At 68.8% G+C, this 16028-nt stretch carries 16 protein-coding genes; 8 read left to right on the forward strand and 8 right to left on the reverse strand.

Annotated elements, in window-relative coordinates; genetic code table 11:
* The first annotated feature begins 44 nt into the window (after positions 1–44).
* The 4 genes from EBS11_RS18960 to EBS11_RS18975 all read left to right on the forward strand — a co-directional run bounded on the left by EBS11_RS18960 (position 45) and on the right by EBS11_RS18975 (position 3089).
* Positions 45–734, forward strand: a complete 690-nt coding sequence (locus EBS11_RS18960; RefSeq protein ID WP_290605402.1) for a Fe2+-dependent dioxygenase — start codon at positions 45–47, stop codon at positions 732–734.
* A gap of 43 nt (positions 735–777) precedes the next feature.
* Positions 778–1044 (forward strand): UBP-type zinc finger domain-containing protein, encoded by a 267-nt coding sequence (locus EBS11_RS18965; RefSeq protein WP_290605307.1) that lies wholly within the window; start codon positions 778–780, stop codon positions 1042–1044.
* Between the two features lie 69 nt (positions 1045–1113).
* On the forward strand, positions 1114–1776 hold the full coding sequence (locus EBS11_RS18970) for a response regulator transcription factor (protein ID WP_290605309.1): 663 nt from the start codon (positions 1114–1116) through the stop codon (positions 1774–1776).
* Positions 1773–3089: an ATP-binding protein gene (locus tag EBS11_RS18975; RefSeq protein WP_290605311.1), complete on the forward strand. Its 1317-nt coding sequence runs from the start codon at positions 1773–1775 to the stop codon at positions 3087–3089. Before EBS11_RS18970 ends, EBS11_RS18975 begins: the two co-directional genes overlap by 4 nt.
* Positions 3090–3146: 57 nt before the next feature.
* Here EBS11_RS18975 and EBS11_RS18980 read toward each other — a convergent pair whose 3' ends face one another.
* Positions 3147–3785, reverse strand: a complete 639-nt coding sequence (locus EBS11_RS18980; protein ID WP_290605312.1) for an NAD(P)H-dependent oxidoreductase — start codon at positions 3783–3785, stop codon at positions 3147–3149.
* 113 nt (positions 3786–3898) lie between these two features.
* Positions 3899–4897: an aldo/keto reductase gene (locus EBS11_RS18985; RefSeq protein WP_290605314.1), complete on the reverse strand. Its 999-nt coding sequence runs from the start codon at positions 4895–4897 to the stop codon at positions 3899–3901.
* 109 nt (positions 4898–5006) lie between these two features.
* Between EBS11_RS18985 and EBS11_RS18990 the strand changes: the two genes are divergently transcribed.
* Entirely contained in the window at positions 5007–5915 is a 909-nt protein-coding gene (locus EBS11_RS18990; RefSeq protein ID WP_290605316.1) for a LysR family transcriptional regulator, read from the forward strand.
* On the opposite strand, the gene EBS11_RS18995 is transcribed toward EBS11_RS18990, so the two are convergent.
* Positions 5916–7001 (reverse strand): ATP-binding protein, encoded by a 1086-nt coding sequence (locus tag EBS11_RS18995; protein WP_290605318.1) that lies wholly within the window; start codon positions 6999–7001, stop codon positions 5916–5918.
* Positions 7001–7750 carry a response regulator gene (locus tag EBS11_RS19000; protein WP_290605320.1) on the reverse strand — a complete coding sequence of 250 codons (750 nt, stop codon included), beginning with the start codon at positions 7748–7750 and terminating at the stop codon, positions 7001–7003. Before EBS11_RS19000 ends, EBS11_RS18995 begins: the two co-directional genes overlap by 1 nt.
* 133 nt (positions 7751–7883) lie before the next feature.
* Here EBS11_RS19000 and EBS11_RS19005 point away from each other — a divergent pair, with 133 nt between their 5' ends.
* The 3 genes from EBS11_RS19005 to EBS11_RS19015 are packed head-to-tail and all read left to right on the forward strand — an operon-like array spanning position 7884 to position 13597.
* Positions 7884–9041: an efflux RND transporter periplasmic adaptor subunit gene (locus tag EBS11_RS19005; RefSeq protein ID WP_290605322.1), complete on the forward strand. Its 1158-nt coding sequence runs from the start codon at positions 7884–7886 to the stop codon at positions 9039–9041.
* A gap of 33 nt (positions 9042–9074) precedes the next feature.
* Positions 9075–12227: an efflux RND transporter permease subunit gene (locus EBS11_RS19010; RefSeq protein ID WP_290605324.1), complete on the forward strand. Its 3153-nt coding sequence runs from the start codon at positions 9075–9077 to the stop codon at positions 12225–12227.
* Positions 12227–13597 (forward strand): efflux transporter outer membrane subunit, encoded by a 1371-nt coding sequence (locus tag EBS11_RS19015; protein WP_290605326.1) that lies wholly within the window; start codon positions 12227–12229, stop codon positions 13595–13597. The genes EBS11_RS19010 and EBS11_RS19015 overlap by 1 nt, the downstream gene beginning before the upstream one ends.
* 12 nt (positions 13598–13609) lie before the next feature.
* Here the strand turns inward: EBS11_RS19015 and EBS11_RS19020 are convergent, their stop codons facing one another.
* From EBS11_RS19020 to EBS11_RS19035, 4 genes are read right to left on the reverse strand one after another with little or no spacing between them, the layout of a single operon-like run.
* Positions 13610–14428 (reverse strand): hypothetical protein, encoded by an 819-nt coding sequence (locus EBS11_RS19020; protein WP_290605328.1) that lies wholly within the window; start codon positions 14426–14428, stop codon positions 13610–13612.
* Between the two features lie 37 nt (positions 14429–14465).
* Entirely contained in the window at positions 14466–14996 is a 531-nt protein-coding gene (locus EBS11_RS19025) for a contractile injection system tape measure protein (RefSeq protein WP_290605330.1), read from the reverse strand.
* A gap of 4 nt (positions 14997–15000) precedes the next feature.
* Positions 15001–15573 (reverse strand): type VI secretion system tube protein Hcp, encoded by a 573-nt coding sequence (locus tag EBS11_RS19030; RefSeq protein ID WP_290605332.1) that lies wholly within the window; start codon positions 15571–15573, stop codon positions 15001–15003.
* Positions 15574–15595: 22 nt separating this feature from the next.
* Positions 15596–15883 carry a DUF6150 family protein gene (locus EBS11_RS19035; RefSeq protein WP_290605334.1) on the reverse strand — a complete coding sequence of 96 codons (288 nt, stop codon included), beginning with the start codon at positions 15881–15883 and terminating at the stop codon, positions 15596–15598.
* Positions 15884–16028: the final 145 nt, after the last annotated feature.

Below are 16028 nucleotides of genomic sequence, written 5' to 3' on the forward strand. Positions count from 1 at the left end.
GCGCGCTGGCGGGCGATGCCTCATTTACTGAATAGGAGAGCAACATCATGCTGCATTTGAAAGCCGTGCTGGACGACACCGAACTGGCGCACGCGCGCGAAGCGCTGGCAGGCGCCGACTGGGAGGATGGCCGGGTGACGTCGGGCAGTCTGCCCGGCAGCATCAAGCGCAACGGGCAGCTGCCCCAGCAGGCACCGCTGGCGCAGCACTTGCAGCAGCTGGTGCTGCACGCCTTGCGCCGCAACCAGCTGTTCTTTTCCGCCGCCTTGCCGCGCCACATCGCGCCGCCCATGTTCAGCCGCTACGACGGCGAACGCCAGGATTACCTGGACGAGCACGTGGACGTAGCCCTGCGCTACCTGCCCGATGGCGGCCGGGTGCGCACCGACCTGTCCTGCACCTTGTTCCTCAGCCATCCCGACGAATACGAGGGCGGCGAGCTGGTGCTGGCCGACAGCTGGCGCGACGAGCACGTCAAGCTGGCGGCAGGCGACATGCTGCTGTATCCGGCCGACAAGATCCATCGCGTCAATCCCGTCACCAAAGGTTGCCGTTATGCCAGCTTCTTTTGGCTGGAAAGCATGGTGCGCGACGAAGCGCAGCGCCGCCTGCTGTTCCAGATGGACCGCGACCTGATGCTGCTGCGCAGCGGGGCGCAGGATGCCACGTCCGCTGCCGTGCTGGGCCTGACGGGCGCGTACCACAACCTGCTGCGCATGTGGGCGCAGGGCTGAGCGCATTTGCGCTACCATGCCTGCATCGTTGAAGGAGAACAGCATGAGCGAGGCTTGCCGGCATCTGCAGGACATCCATACCCGTGGCGCCAATGGCGACGGCTGCGAGGAATGCCTGAAAACGGGCGACAGCTGGGTACATTTGCGCGTCTGCATGGTGTGCGGCCATGTGGGCTGCTGCGACGACTCGAAGAACCAGCATGCGAGCCGGCACTTCCGCGCCACGGGCCACCCCATCATGCGCTCGAAGGAGCCGGGCGAAACGTGGGGCTGGTGCTATGTGGACCAGCTGTTCTACGACCCGATCTAGCCGGCCGTCCGATGGCTTGCCCCAGGCCAAGGTAAGATGACGGTATTTTTCAGAGTGTGAGGGGTCGGGGTGCGTGTGTTGCTGGTGGAAGACGATCCGATGATCGGGGAAAGCATCGTCGAAGGTTTGCGCGGCGAGTGCTATGCGGCGGACTGGGTGCGCGACGGCAAGGATGCGGAGCTGGCGCTGGGCGGTTTCGCCTACGACCTGATGCTGCTGGACCTGGGCTTGCCCGGCAAGGAGGGCATGGAGGTGCTGCGCGCCACGCGCGCGCGCGGCGGCGACCTGCCCGTGCTGATCATCACGGCGCGCGACGGCACGCGGGCCCGCGTGGAAGGCCTCGACAGCGGCGCCGACGATTACCTGGTGAAACCCTTCGACCTCGATGAGCTGCTGGCCCGCATACGCGCGCTGCTGCGGCGCCGGGTCAGCCGCTCGCGCTCCGTCATCGAGCATGGCGCGCTGACCCTGGACCTGGCCAGCCATGACGTCACGTTTGCGGGAGAACAGATCAAGCTGCCGCCGCGCGAGTTTTCCGTGCTGCGCGCCTTGCTCGACCATCCGGGCAAGGTGGTGTCGAAACGGCAATTGGGCGAAAAGCTGTACGGCTGGGACAGCGAAGTGGAAAGCAATACCGTCGACGTGTACGTGTATCAGCTGCGCAAGAAGTTCGGCGCGGACTGCATCCAGACCGTGCGCGGCGTGGGCTACAAGATGCGGCTGGCGCCATGATGACCATCCGCCGCCAGTTGCTGCTCGGCTTGCTGGCCGCCACCCTGCTGTGCGTGCTCGGGGCCGGTATCTCGCTGTTCCGTTCGCTGCTGGAAGAAACCAATGAACTGGCCGATCTGCAGCTGCGCCAGCTGGCCGTCGCCTTGCCCGACGAGTTCGAGCCGCAGACGGGCGTGGCCGCCGCGCAAGAGCCGGAAGAAGCGTTCGTGCTGCAGGCGTGGGACGAGGAGGGCCAGCCCCTGCCCGTGCTGGCGGGCCAGCCGCAGCTGCCGCGCTACGCGCTGGCCGGCTTTGCGGACGTCACGATCCAGGGCGAGGACTGGCGGCTGTACGGCGAGACGCGGCGCGGGCGCTACGTGCAGGTGGCGCAGGCGATGGACGTGCGCAACCAGCTGGCGGCGCAGATGACCATGCGCGCCGGCGCGCCCCTGCTGGTGTTCGCGCTGATCCTGGCGCTGCTGATCGTCGCCGTCGTGGGACGCGCGCTGGCGCCCCTGCGGCGCCTGGCGCAATCGGTGGCGGGCCGCTCGCCGGACGCCCTGACGCCGCTGGCGGCCGACGACATGCCGCCCGAGCTGCGTCCCGTGGCGCTGGCGCTGAATGGCTTGATGGGGCAGTTCGAGGCGGCGCTGACGGCGCAGCGCACCTTTGTCGCCGACGCCGCCCACGAGCTGCGCTCGCCGCTGACGGCGCTGAAGCTGCAGCTGCAGGTGGCGGAGCGGGCCGACAGCGAGGCGGCGCGCCGGCTCGCGCTGTCACGGCTGCATGAACGGCTGGACCGCAGCACGCACCTCGTGCGCCAGCTGCTCAGCCTGGCCCGCCACGAGACGGCGCTGACGGCGGCCCAGCTGCAAACAGTTGATCTGGGACAATTGCTGGAAGCGGCCGTGGCCGACCACAGCGCGCTGGCCGACAGCCGCGAGATCGACCTGGGCGTGCTCGAACCGGCAGCTGGGGCCGCGCCCGTGCTGGTGCAGGCCGATCCCGACGGCCTGCAGGTCTTGCTGAACAACCTGATCGACAACGCCCTGCGCTACACGCAGCAGGGCGGCAGGGTGGACCTGCAGTCGGCGCTCGAAGGCGGACGGCCCCTGCTGCGCGTGTCCGACAACGGCCCCGGCGTGCCCTTGCAGCACCACGGCCGCCTGTTCGACCGCTTCTTCCGCCCCGACGGCAACGACGCCTGGGGCTGCGGCCTGGGCCTGTCCATCGTGCGCCACATCGCCGAGCACCACCAGGCCGACATCGCGCTGGCCGCAGGGGCGGCGGGGCGGGGCCTGCAGGTGACGGTGCGCTTCCCGCAGGCGGCGTGAACGAAAAAAAAGCGGCTGCCGGCAAAGGCATCCGCTTTTCACTCACGGGCGAGGCGCTTACGCCAGCTCGGTGATGAACTGCTCGCGCGCGGGGCGCACTTTTTTCAGGTCCACCAGCCAGTCGCCTTCGTCGGCGCGGTAGCCCAGCGGCAGCATGACGACGGAGCGCAAGCCTTTTGCGCGCAGGCCCAGGATCTCATCGACCTTGGCCGGGTCAAAGCCTTCCATCGGCACGGAATCGACTTTTTCCTGCGCCGCGGCGATCAGGGCCGTGCCCACGCCGATGTAGGCCTGGCGCGCCGCGTGCTGGTAGTTGGTTTCCGCGTCGCGCTGCGGATATGTGGCCAGGATCTGCTGGCGGTAGGCTTCCCAGCCTTCGTTCTTGAAGCCGCGCACCTCGTTGACGAGGTCAAAGCGGGCGTTGATGCGTTCGGCCGTGTAATTGTCCCAGGCGGCAAACACCAGCAGATGCGAGGCATCCGTTACCTGGGCCTGGTTCCACGCATGCGGCTTGATCTGCTCGCGCAGGGCCGGATTCGTCACGACGAACACTTCGTAGGGATGCAGCCCGCTGGAGCTGGCCGTCAGGCGCACGGCTTCCAGGATGCGCTCGACTTTCTCTTGCGGCACCGTTTTCGTCGGGTCCATCTTCTTGGTGGCGTAGCGCCATTGCAGTGTTTCGAGCAGTGCGGACATGTAAATCCCTTTCATAATGAATAGTTCAGATTGGAAATGATAGCGGATTCCGCCATTTCAAGTGCAAAGGCCAAAAGAAGCCTGGCCTGTATAGCGCACCCATGCGTCATTGTCTACAGGCCAAGCATGGCAAGCTCATGCTGCGGGTAGCGCGCCCCCTGCACGGCGCCGGGCGCGATGGCGGCGCCGATGGCGGCCAGCTCGCTGCCGCTCAGGGTTATCCGCGCGGCGGCCACGTTCTCTTCCAGGTGCGCCAGGCTGCGGGCGCCGGGAATCGGCACGATGTCTGCGCCTTGCGCCAGCAGCCAGGCCAGGGCCAGCTGCGCCGCCGTGGCGCCGCGCGCGGCGGCCAGGCGCTGCAACTCGGCAACGAGATGCCCGTTGGCGGCCATGGCCTGCGGCTGGAAGCGGGGCAGGCCGTGACGGTAGTCATCGGCCGCCAGCGCGGTGCTGGAAGGCAACTGGCCCGTCAGGAAACCCCGGCCCAGCGGGCTGTAGGGCACGAAGCCGACGCCCAGTGCGCGGCAGGCGGGCAGCACTTCCGCTTCCACGTCGCGGCTCCACAGCGAGTATTCGGACTGCACGGCCGCGATCGGGTGCACGGCGTGGGCGCGGCGCAGGGTGGCGGCCGACACTTCCGACAGCCCCAGGTGGCGCACCTTGCCCGCCCGCACCAGGCCGGCCATGGCGCCCACCACGTCTTCGATGGGCACGGCGGGGTCCACCCGGTGCTGGTACAGCAGGTCGATGCAGTCGATGCCCAGCCGGGCCAGCGATGCTTCCACGGCTTGCACGATGTGCTCGGGGCGGCTGTCCACGCCCGCCATGCGCGCCACGCCCTGGCCGTGCGGCAAGATCCTGAAGCCGAACTTGGTGGCTATGCTGACCTTGCCGCGCAGCTGCTTCAGGGCGCGACCCACCAATTCCTCGTTGGCGTAGGGACCGTAGACCTCCGCCGTGTCGATCAGGGTCACGCCCAGTTCCACGGCGCGGTGCAGCACGCGCAGCGAGGCGGCTTCGTCCGCGCCGCCGTAGGCAAAGCTCATGCCCATGCAGCCCAGGCCGACGGGCGCGACGCGCAAGCCGGAGGTGCCCAATGTTCTGTATTCCATGTCGATTCCCCTCAAAAAAAAGATGCGATGAGTATGCGGGAAGGAACTGCATGCGATAAGATGGCTTATCCTGCATGCATTGCTGAATCTGGCTCATGAATTATCCAAGATGGCTGACCTGAATGAATTGACGGCCTTTGCCGCCGTCGCCCGCCTGCGCAGCTTCCGCAAGGCGGCCGTGGAGCGGGGCGTGTCCGCCTCCGCGCTCAGCCATGCGCTGCGCGCGCTGGAAGAGCGCCTGGGCGTGCGCCTGCTGAACCGCACCACGCGCAGCGTCACGCCGACGGAGGCGGGGCGGCAGCTGCTGGCGCGGCTGGAACCGGCCATGCGCGAAATCATGGATGCCTTGCTGGACCTGAGCACCCTGCAGCAGGAACCGGCCGGCAAGCTGCGCCTGAACGTGCCCCGTCCGGCCGCCCGGCTGCTGCTGGCGCCCATGCTGGCGCGTTTTGTCGCCCGCTATCCGCGCGTGCAGGTCGAACTGGTCACGGATGACGGCATGATCGATATCGTGCGCGACGGATTTGACGCGGGCATCCGCTTCGGCGAGCACGTGGCGGCCGACATGATCGCCGTGCCCGTGGGCGCGCCGCAGCCCTTCGTGGTGGTGGCGTCGCCCGCCTACCTGGCGGCCCGTGGCGTGCCGGCCACCCCGCGCGCGCTGCTCGAACACGCGTGCATCGGCCGGCGCTTCCCCAGCGGGCGCCAGTATGCGTGGGAATTCGGCCCGGCGGGCGAGGGTGTCAGCATCGCCGTCGACGGCCCGCTCGTGTTCGACGACGATGAACTGATGCTGCGCGCGGCCCGCGACGGCGCGGGGTACGCCTACGTGTACGAAGCCGATGCGCGCGCCGATATCGCGGCGGGGCGGCTGGTGTGCGTGCTGGAGCGCTGCCTGCCGCCAGCGCCCCGTTACTTTCTGTATTACCCGGGCCGGCGCCAGATGCCGCCCATGCTGCGCGCCTTTGTCGACATGGTGCGCGCCGATGCCGCCGCGCCGCCGCAGGCACCCGCCTGATCAGCCGGCGGCTGGCGGCGCGCCATGCTCCACCGGCCACTGCACCGTAAACAGGCTGCCGCCCGCCTTGCCGCGCGTGCAGGCCGCGCTGCCGCCGTGGGCGCGGGCGATGGCTTCCACCACGGCCAGTCCCAGGCCGCTGCCCGCGTTCAGGTCGACGCGCGCGCTGTCGCCGCGGCGGAAGGCCTCGAACACGTGCGGCGCCAGTTCGTCGGCAATGCCGGGGCCCGCATCCTCGACGCTGAGGAAATACTCGCCGGCCTGCACGCGCGTGCGCACGCGCAGCAGGCCCGGATGGGCGTAGCGGCGCGCGTTGTCGAGCAGGGCCAGGACGATCTGCCGGATGCGCGCCGCGTCGCAGCAGACGGGATGGTCGGACAGCTGCAGCTGCAGGGAAAAGCCGGCCGCTTCCATGTCCGGCGCCAGCAGGCGGCCCACTTCCTCGATTTCCAGGGTCAGGTCCGTCCACGCCATGCGCAGCTGCATGTAGCCGCTGTCGGCCAGGCTCAGGGTGCGCAAGTCCTCGATCAGGCGGCCCAGGTCTTCCACCTGCGACAGCAGGCTGGAAAACGGCACTTCCTCGGGCTTGAAGACGCCGTCGACGACGCCCTGCAGGGTGCCGCGCAGGATGGTCACGGGCGTGCGCAGCTCGTGCGCGATGGCCGCGTTCCACGTCTCGCTTTCCTTGGCCGCCCGCTGCAGGCGCTCGGCCATGCTGTTGAAGTCATCGACCAGCATGGCCGTCTCGCCCAGGGTGCGGTCGCCCGCGAAGGCCCGCGCGGACAGGTCGCCATGGGCCACGCGGCGCACGCTGTCCATCACGGAATTGATGGGTTTGAGGATGCGCGACGCGAGCTTGATGGCAAAAAACGCGGCCAGCAGCAGGCCGAAGATGGTAATCGAGAGTATCCACAGCCATTCCGCCGTCGTCGGCGACCAGTCGTCCGGCTCGGACAGCATGTTCGGGTCGATCTTGAAGGCGACGGCAAAGAAAATCCACGAGCCTATCCAGATGAGCAGGATGCTGCTGACCATCAGCACGGACATCGACAGCACGATCTGCCGGTTCAGGCCCGTGAAGCGCATCAGGCGTCGCTTTCCAGGCGATAGCCCACGCCGCGCAGGCTGGCCGGCATGTTCAGCACGCCCGCTTCCTCGAGCTTCTTGCGCAGCTTGCTCACGTGGCTGTCCACCGTGCGTTCCATCGAGTTGCTTTCTGGCATGCACGACTCCAGCAGTTCCAGGCGCGTGCAGACGCGGCGCGGCGTGCGCGCCAGGTGCGCCAGCAGGCGGAACTCCGTCAGGGTCAGGCTCAAGGGCACGGCGGCGCCGTTGCGCAGCACGCTGGCGACATAGGTTTCCTGGTCGATGTCGATGGGGCCGCAGCGCAGGCGCTGGCCGCCGACCGGATGGTGGCGCACGCGCGAACGGCGCAGCACGGCCGCCACGCGGGCCACCACTTCGGCCGGATTGAAGGGCTTGATGATGTAGTCGTCGGCGCCCACGCGCAGGGCCGCCAGCTTGTCCGCGTCCTGGTCGCGCGCCGTCAGCATGATGACGGGCGTCTCGCCGCGCCGCCGCACTTCCGCCAGCACGCCCCAGCCATCGACCCTGGGCATCTGCACGTCGAGCAGCAGCAGGTCCGGCGCCAGCGCCAGGTGCTGGTTCAGCGCCGCCTGGCCGTCGGGCGCGAAGGCCGTGCGGTAGCCGTCGCGCTCCAGGTAGCCGGCCAGGATGCGGGCGATCTGCGGTTCATCCTCGGCGATCAGGACGAGGGCGGCGGGCGGGGTGGTGGCAAGGAAGGAAGGCTGGCTGGAGCTGTGGAGATAGTTCATGCGAAATAGTCTAGCATTCTTCGCCATCTCCATCGAATCTCCACATTTCTTTGACGGAACATCCACGCAAGGCTTTTATGCTGCGCCTATCTGTCGACCGGACCGCCGGTTGGGATCTGCCATAGAAAAGACCATGCTTCCGAATTCCCTCTCCAAGAAAAACCTGCTGATCGCCGCGGCCCTGTGCGGCCTGGCCGCCTGTTCCAAACCCGCGCCGGAAGAAGGGGCCGCGCCGCCCGCCGCCGTCACGGTGCTCAAGCTGCAGGCGGCGCCCGTGGTGCTCAGCGACGAGCTGCCCGGCCGGGTGGCCGCCTTCCGCACGGCCGACATCCGCCCGCAGGTGGGCGGCATCGTGCTGCGGCGCCAGTTCGAGCAGGGCGCCGACGTGAAGGCGGGGCAGAAGCTGTTCCAGCTCAATCCGGCGCCATTCCAGGCGGAAGTCGATTCGGCCGCCGCCGCCCTGCAGCATGCGGTGGCCACGGCGAAGCGCGCCGGCAGCCAGGCCGACCGTTTGAAACCGCTGGTGGAGGCGGACGCCATCAGCCGCCAGGCCTATGACGACGCCGAGGCCCAGCGCGAGCAGGCCGCCGCCACCGTGGCGCAGGCGCGCGCCGCCCTGGCGCGGCGCCGCCTGGACCTGGCCTTTGCCAGCATCGAGGCGCCGATCGCCGGGCGCATCGGCTCCGAGCTGGTGACGGAAGGCGCGCTGGTGGGCCTGGCCGATGCGGCGCCCATGGCGCGCATCCAGCAGATCGACAAGGTGTATGTCGACGTGCGCCAGCCGGCGTCCGCGCTGGCGGCCCTGCAGGCGTCGGGGCCGGCCGGGGTGGACAGGCTGCCCGTCACCATCCTGGGTGCCGACGGCCGTCCGCATCCCCTCGCGGGACGCATCCTGTTTTCCGGCATCAGCGTCGACGCGGGCACGGGCGACGCCACCATTCGCGTGCTGGTCGATAACCCGCAGCGCCAGCTCCTGCCCGGCATGTTCGTGCGCGCCCGCATCGCCCGCGCCGTGCAGGCGGATGGCGTGCTGGTGCCGCAGCAGGCCGTGCTGCGCGCCGGCGATGGCCAGGCGCAGGCCTGGGTGCTCGATGGCGCGCACAAGGCGAGTCTAAAACCCATCAGCGTGGGCGACGTCGTCAACCACCAGTATGTCGTCAGCGGCGGCCTGAAGGCGGGCGACACGGTCGTCGTCGAAGGCCAGGAGCGCCTGCAGCCGGGCGCCACCGCCGCGCCGCAGCCGTGGAAGCCGGCCGTCGTGGCCACGGCGGCTGCCGCCAAGGCCCGTTGATGCACCACCTGAATTCCATGAAAGCCTAACGACATGCCTCAATTTTTCATCAACCGCCCCGTCTTCGCGTGGGTGGTGGCGGTCTTCATCGTCCTGTTCGGACTGATCGCCATACCGCAGCTGCCGATTGCGCGCTTCCCCTCGGTGGCGCCGCCCAGCGTCAGCATCAGCGCCAGCTATCCCGGCGCCACGCCGCAGACCATGAACGACTCCGTGGTGGCCCTGATCGAGCGCGAACTGTCCGGCGTCAAGCACCTGCTGTACTTCGAGTCGTCCACCGATACGTCCGGCTCGGCCTCGATCACCGTCACCTTCCAGCCCGGCACGAATCCGGAGCTGGCGCAGGTGGACGTGCAGAACCGCCTGAAGGCCATCGAGCCGCGCCTGCCGCAGGCCGTGCGGCAGAACGGCCTGACGGTGGAATCGGCGTCGTCCGGCTTCCTGATGATCGTCAGTTTGATCTCCGACAATGGCCAGCATGATGAAGTGGCGCTGGGCGACTACCTGGCGCGCAATGTGACGGAAGAGCTGCGCCGCATCCCCGGCGTGGGCAAGGTGCAGCTGTTCGGCTCCGAGCGGGCCATGCGCATCTGGGTCGATCCGGCCAGGCTGGTGTCGTACAACATCGCCATGGGCGATATCAGCGCCGCCGTGGCGCAGCAGAACGCGCAGATCGCGCCGGGACGCCTGGGCGATTCGCCCGTCGTGGAAGGCCAGCGCGTGACCATCCCGCTGACGGTGCAGGGCCAGCTGCAGACACCGGCCGAATTTGCCGCCATCGTCCTGCGGGCGAACGCGGACGGCTCGAAAGTGACGATCGGCGACGTGGCGCGCGTGTCGCTGGGCGCGCAGAGCTTCAGTTTCAGCATCCGCGAAAACGGGCAGGCCGCGTCCGGCGCCGCCATCATGCTGTCGCCCGGCGCCAATGCCGTGCAGACGGCCGCCGCCGTGCGCACGCGCATGGCCGAACTGGCGCACACCATGCCGGCCGGGATCAAGTACTCGGTGCCCTTCGATACGGCGCCGTTCGTGAAGATCTCCATCGAGAAGGTCATCGTCACCTTGCTCGAGGCCATGGTGCTGGTCTTCCTCGTCATGTACCTGTTCCTGCAAAAGATACGCTACACCCTGATTCCCGCCATCGTCGCGCCGATTGCCCTGATGGGGACGTTTACGGTGATGCTGCTGGCCGGCTATTCCGTCAACGTGCTGACCATGTTCGGCATGGTGCTGGCCATCGGCATCATCGTCGACGACGCCATCGTCGTGGTGGAAGCGGTGGAGCGCCTGATGGCGACCGAGGGCCTGTCGCCGAAGGAGGCGACCTCGAAGGCCATGCGCGAAATCACCGGTGCGGTGGTCGGCATCACCCTGGTGCTGACGGCCGTGTTCATCCCGATGGCCCTGGCCAGCGGCTCCGTGGGCGCCATCTACCGCCAGTTCACCCTGGCCATGGCCGTGTCGATCCTGTTCTCGGCGTTCCTGGCCCTGACCCTGACGCCGGCCCTGTGCGCCACCATGCTCAAACCCATCGGCCCGCACGACCACGACAAGAAGGGCTTCTTCCTGTGGTTCGACCGCTGTTTTGATCGCATGACGGCGCGCTACGAGCGGGGCGTGGCGGCGATGGTGAAACGCGCGGGCCGCTACATGGTGCTGTACGGCGCCATCGTCGCGGCGCTGGGCGTGGCCTTCATGCAGTTGCCGTCGGCCTTTTTGCCGGAAGAAGACCAGGGCTATTTCATCACCTCGATCCAGCTGCCGTCCGACGCCACCATGGAGCGCACGCTGGACGTCGTCAAGCTGTACGAGCAGCACGTGGCCACGCGGCCCGGCATCGAGGTGAACCAGTCCATCCTCGGCTTCAGCTTTTCCGGCGCGGGGCCGAACGCGGGCCTGGCCTTCACCATGCTGAAGGACTGGAAGGAGCGCCACGGCGCCACGGCGCAGGAAGAAGTGGCGCTGGCGCAGGCGGCCATGGCGCAGGCGAAGGAGGGCGTCATCATGAGCCTGATGCCGCCCGCCATCGATGAACTGGGCAACTCGTCCGGCTTTTCCCTGCGCCTGCAGGACCGCGCCAACCAGGGTGCCGGCGCCCTGCAGGCGGCGCAGAACCAGCTGCTGGGCCTGGCTGCGCGCAGCAGCAAGGTGGCGGGCGTGTATCCGGACGGCTTGCCGCCCGGCGCCAGCGTGCGCCTTGATATCGACCGCAGCAAGGCCGAGGCCCTGGGCGTGCCGTTTGCCGCCATCGCCGACATGCTGACGGCGGCCATGGGCTCGACCTATGTCAACGATTTCCCGAACGCGGGCCGCATGCAGCAGGTGATCATCCAGGCCGATGCGCCGTCGCGCATGCAGCTGAACGACGTGCTGGCCTTGCGCATCCGCAACAACGCGGGCGGCATGGTGGCCCTGGGCGAGCTGGTGCGCCCCGTGTGGAGCGAGTCGCCGCTGCAGCTGGTGCGCTACCAGGGCTATCCGGCCGCGCGCATCTCGGGCAGCGCCGCGCCGGGCGTGTCCAGCGGCGACGCCATGCTGGAAATGGAGCGCCTCGTGAAGCAATTGCCGCCCGGCTTCGCGCTGGCGTGGACGGGCCAGTCGCTGCAGGAGAAGGAATCGGCGTCGCAGGCGCCCATGCTGATGGCGCTGTCGATGCTGGTGGTCTTCCTCGTGCTGGCGGCCCTGTATGAAAGCTGGAGCATTCCCGTGTCCGTGATGCTGGTGGTGCCGCTGGGCCTGCTGGGCGCCGTGCTGGCCGTGATGCTGCGCGGCATGCCGAACGATGTGTTCTTCAAGGTGGGCATGATCACCATCATCGGCCTTTCCGCGAAGAATGCCATCCTGATCGTCGAGTATGCGCGCCAGCTGCAGGCGCAGGGGCGCGGGCTGGTGGACGCGGCGGTGGAGGCGGCCCGCCTGCGCCTGCGCCCGATCCTGATGACGTCGCTGGCCTTCGCCCTGGGCGTCGTGCCGCTGATGCTGGCCACGGGCGCCAGCGCCGAGACGCAGCATGCGATCGGCACGGGCGTGTTCGGCGGCATGATCAGCGCCACCGTGCTGGCCGTGTTTTTCGTGCCCGTGTTCTTTGTCGTGGTGCTGGGCGCCGCCGGCAAGATGGCAGATTATTTCTTTAAAGATAACAAACCCAATCGCACCGCGGGCAACGCGGTGGAAGGAGAGTCGTAATGCGCGCGATATTCATCATGCCCGTGGCTGCGCTGGCCTTGTCGGCCTGTGCCCTGGCGCCGCCGCTCGTCACGCCGGCCGCGCCGCTGCCGGACAGTTACGGCGCGATGCAGGCCGCCGCGCCGGGCAACGCGGCCGACCTGGGCTGGCGCCAGATGCTGCCCGATGCGAGCCTGCAGCGCCTCGTCGCGCTGGCGCTGGAAAACAACCGCGACCTGCGCGTGGCCTCTCTCAACGTGGAAGCCGTGCGGGCGCAGTACCAGATCCAGGATGCGGCGCGTGCTCCGGCCATCGGCGCGAATGGGGGCGGCGTGCGCCAGCGCGGCGCCGATGGCGCGCTGCAGAACCAGTTCACGGCCGGCATCGCCATGAGCGCGTTCGAGATCGACCTGTTCGGCCGCCTGCGTTCCCTGTCGGACGCGGCCTTTGCCCGCTACCTGGCCACGGAGCAGGGCCAGCGCGCCGCGCACATGGCCCTGATCGGGGCCGTGGCCGACGCCTACCTGGAGCAGCGCCTGGCCGAGGAACAGCTGGCGCTGGCGCGGCAGACCCTGCTCGACTGGCGCCAGGCGCTCGTGCTGACGCAGCGCCTGCACGGCGCGCAGCAGGGCAGCGGCCTGGATGTGGCGCAAGCGCAAGGGCAGGCGGCCACGGCGGAAGCGGACGTGCGGGCGCGCGAGCGGGCCAGCGCCGTGGCGCGCAACAGCCTGGAATTGCTGCTGGGCGCGCCGGTGCCCGCCGACTTGCCGGCCGGCCGCGCCCTCGACGGCCAGCCCGTGCTGACCCAGCTGCCGCCCGGCGTGCCGTCGGACTTGCTGGCCCGTCGCCCCGATATCCTGCAGGCGGAATATGCGCTGGTGGCGGCGAATGCGGAAATCGGCGCCGCGCGCGCCGCCTTCTTCCCCCGTCTGTCCCTGACGGCGCAGCTGGGCCTGGCCAGCCCGGAACTGGGCGACCTGTTCCGCGGCAGCGCGCGCAGCTGGTCGTTCGCGCCGCAGGTGACGCAGCCCCTGTTCCAGGGCGGCCAGCTGCGCGCGGAGCTGCGGCTGTCGCGCCTGCGCAAGGATGTGGCCGTGCTGCAATACGAGCAAGCCATCCAGGCGGCCTTCCGCGACGTGCGCGATGGCCTGGCCGGCAGCGCCACGTTTGCGCGGCAGATCGCCGCGCAGGAGCGCGTGGTGGCCGCGGCGCGGCAGCGCCAGCGCCTGTCGCAGCTGCGCTACGACGCGGGACAGGACAGCCGGCTGGAACTGCTCGACGCGCAGCGCCAGTCGTACGCGGCGCAGCAAACCCTGCTCGACGCGCGGCGCGACCAGTTCAAGTCGGCCGTGGCCCTGTACAAGGCGCTGGGGGGCGGGCTGGAAGAGTAGGCGCGGCGGGACTCAGCGCCGCCTCGCCTGCGGCGCCAGGGCCAGCGACCACGCTTCCCGCCCCGGGCGCAAGGCATAGGCGACCAGGGTGCCGTCGCCGCTGGAGTCGGCCAGCACGGCCGCCAGCCCATGGGCCGGATTGCCGGACAGGGCGCGTACGTCGAAGCTGGGCATGGACAGGCGGCTCCAACTTGGCTGGGCGCCCGTGCTCAGCATGCATAGCTGTCCCTCGCCATAGGCGAGGAAGCCATCCTCAAAATTCCCCGTCACCATGTCGATGGCGAGCGGCGGCGCCGGCAGCGCCGTCCAGGTGTCGCCGGTGCCGTCGTTTACCAGTTTCCCCGCCGCGCCGTCACCCAGCGCCAGCATGCCATGCTGCCAGTCGCCGGCGATCAGCGTGGCCTTGTCGCCGAAGGGCGGCGCGGCGCAAGGCTTCCATCCACTCCCTGCACTGCGGCCGTCGGTCATCCCGGCGAGCCGGTACAGGCTGCGCCCATCGGCGCCCAGCAGCAGGTAGCCTTCCTGGGGACCGCCGGCCAGGCCGGCGATGCCCGTGCCGGCGGGCGGCGAGGCGACGTCTTTCCAGCGCGCCTGCGGCTGGCCCAGGGAAGAGAGATAGCGGATGGCGGTGCCATGGGCCACCGTAGTATAGTGCGCGCCGCCGAGCAGGCAGGCAAACGCCGCCTCGCCGCGCACGAAGCCGGCCACCTGCGAGCACTCCAGCCAGACTGGCGTTGGCGCGACCTGGCCCAGGCTGCGCACCGCGCCGTCGTCGCTCAGCAGTACGATGCCGCGCGCGGGGCTGCCGGCGATGTGGATATGGTTGCTCATGCGGTTTTCCTCGTGGGGGTATCGGTCCGGTGCGCGCCTACCATGTCACATGCACGGGCTGCCGCATCCATGGGTGGCGCATGGTGGCAAAGCCCCATGGCACCTGATCCACCAGGACATCGAGCGTCCTGCGCTGCACGGTCAGCGTGCATTGCCCGTCGCGCCATTCCAGCCGGCCTTCGCGCTGCAGAAAGGTTTCGCGCAGGGCCGCGACCGAGGCATGGCCGATGGCGGGCCAGTTGCCGATGACGGCCTGCAGCAGTTGTTCGCAGACTGCCTGTTCGTCCTGGCCCAGTTCCACCGGCGGAGCGGGGAAGTCGGGAGGCAGGCCGCACAGCAGCTTGTTGAGCAGCAGCGCCGGCTCTGGCGCGTCACTCCAGCCATCGATGAGGTATTGCAGCAGCCGCACGGCGCGCGCGCCCTGTTCGATGCGCAACTGCGGCCTGCCATCGCCGCCAGTGGCGAGCAGATCCAGCCGCTGGAACAGCATAGGCAGGAACGGGTGGAGCAGCGCCAGGCCGGCATTGCTGACGTAAGCGGTGTCAGTGGGGTGGGCAGCGTCGTGCATGGGCTTATCCCGTAAAGGCCGAAATCGGCCGGTTGCGCGCCAGGCTCCAGCCCGTCGCCTGCCCGGTGCCGGGCTGGCCGTCGGCCTGTTGCACGCTGTGGCTCCAGAGGATTTCCGTGAAGCTCAGCTTGAATTGCTCGGTGGGCATGTCGTCGGGGTGGGTTTGCAGCTGGATTTCGCTGATCATGGCGTCGCGCAGGGCAATGGTGATGACGTTGGCCGTCTTGCCGTCCGCATGGCGGGCGATGTGCAGCCTGGTCGGCTGGTCCGCGCCCGAGCCCAGCGGCTTTGCCAGCAGGCACAGCTCGTACAGCTTGACCGACGTCGCATCGACATATTTGACGCAGGTAAATTCCGTGATGACGGGCCGGCCGGACGTGCGCGCCGCGTTGCTGACGTCGGTCGTCACCTGCTGCTTCATGCCTTGGTGTATTGACACGAGTTCGATGCACCGGCCCATGCCCCGCAGCGCGGCGGCGTCGCGCCAGGTGGCGTCGATGCCGCCGCCCTTGTCTGCGTCCGGCGCCTTGCCGAACACGAGTTCCCCGTTGCCGGGTTCCAGTAAAATCAGATCCATGGCGTACTCCTCTGCTCGATGGTCAGGTGCCGCCGCGCGACAGGCAGTCCTTGAAACGGTGTGGCCGCACCCAGCCTGCCTCGGCCGCGTGCTCGACAAAACAGATGGCCAGCTGCGCGAAGCCTGGCGAAGTGAAATACACGCGGGCCGTGGCGTCCTGCCGCTCGCGGGTGACGAACCACATGGCGTCGCCGTGCGCCAGGCCCCAGCTGCCCACGCGGTGCACGAGCAGGTCGGCGCGCTCGCGCGGCACCAGCGCCACCCGCACGTCCGCGTCACCCATGTTGGTGCTCTGATAAATGCGCGCCATTCTCCTTCCCCGCCTGTTCCCCGTGTTGTCCGTGCCTGCGACTATACACCGATTAAGTTGCTTAAATACAAGCATTGCGGGGCGGGCAAAACTTTTTTTGCGCCCCCATCCCTGGCTGGCCGCGGCAAACAGGGCCGTTCCTTTG

It is taken from the genome of Janthinobacterium sp., assembly GCF_009923995.1.
In the GTDB taxonomy this organism is placed as follows: Bacteria; Pseudomonadota; Gammaproteobacteria; order Burkholderiales; family Burkholderiaceae_D; genus Janthinobacterium.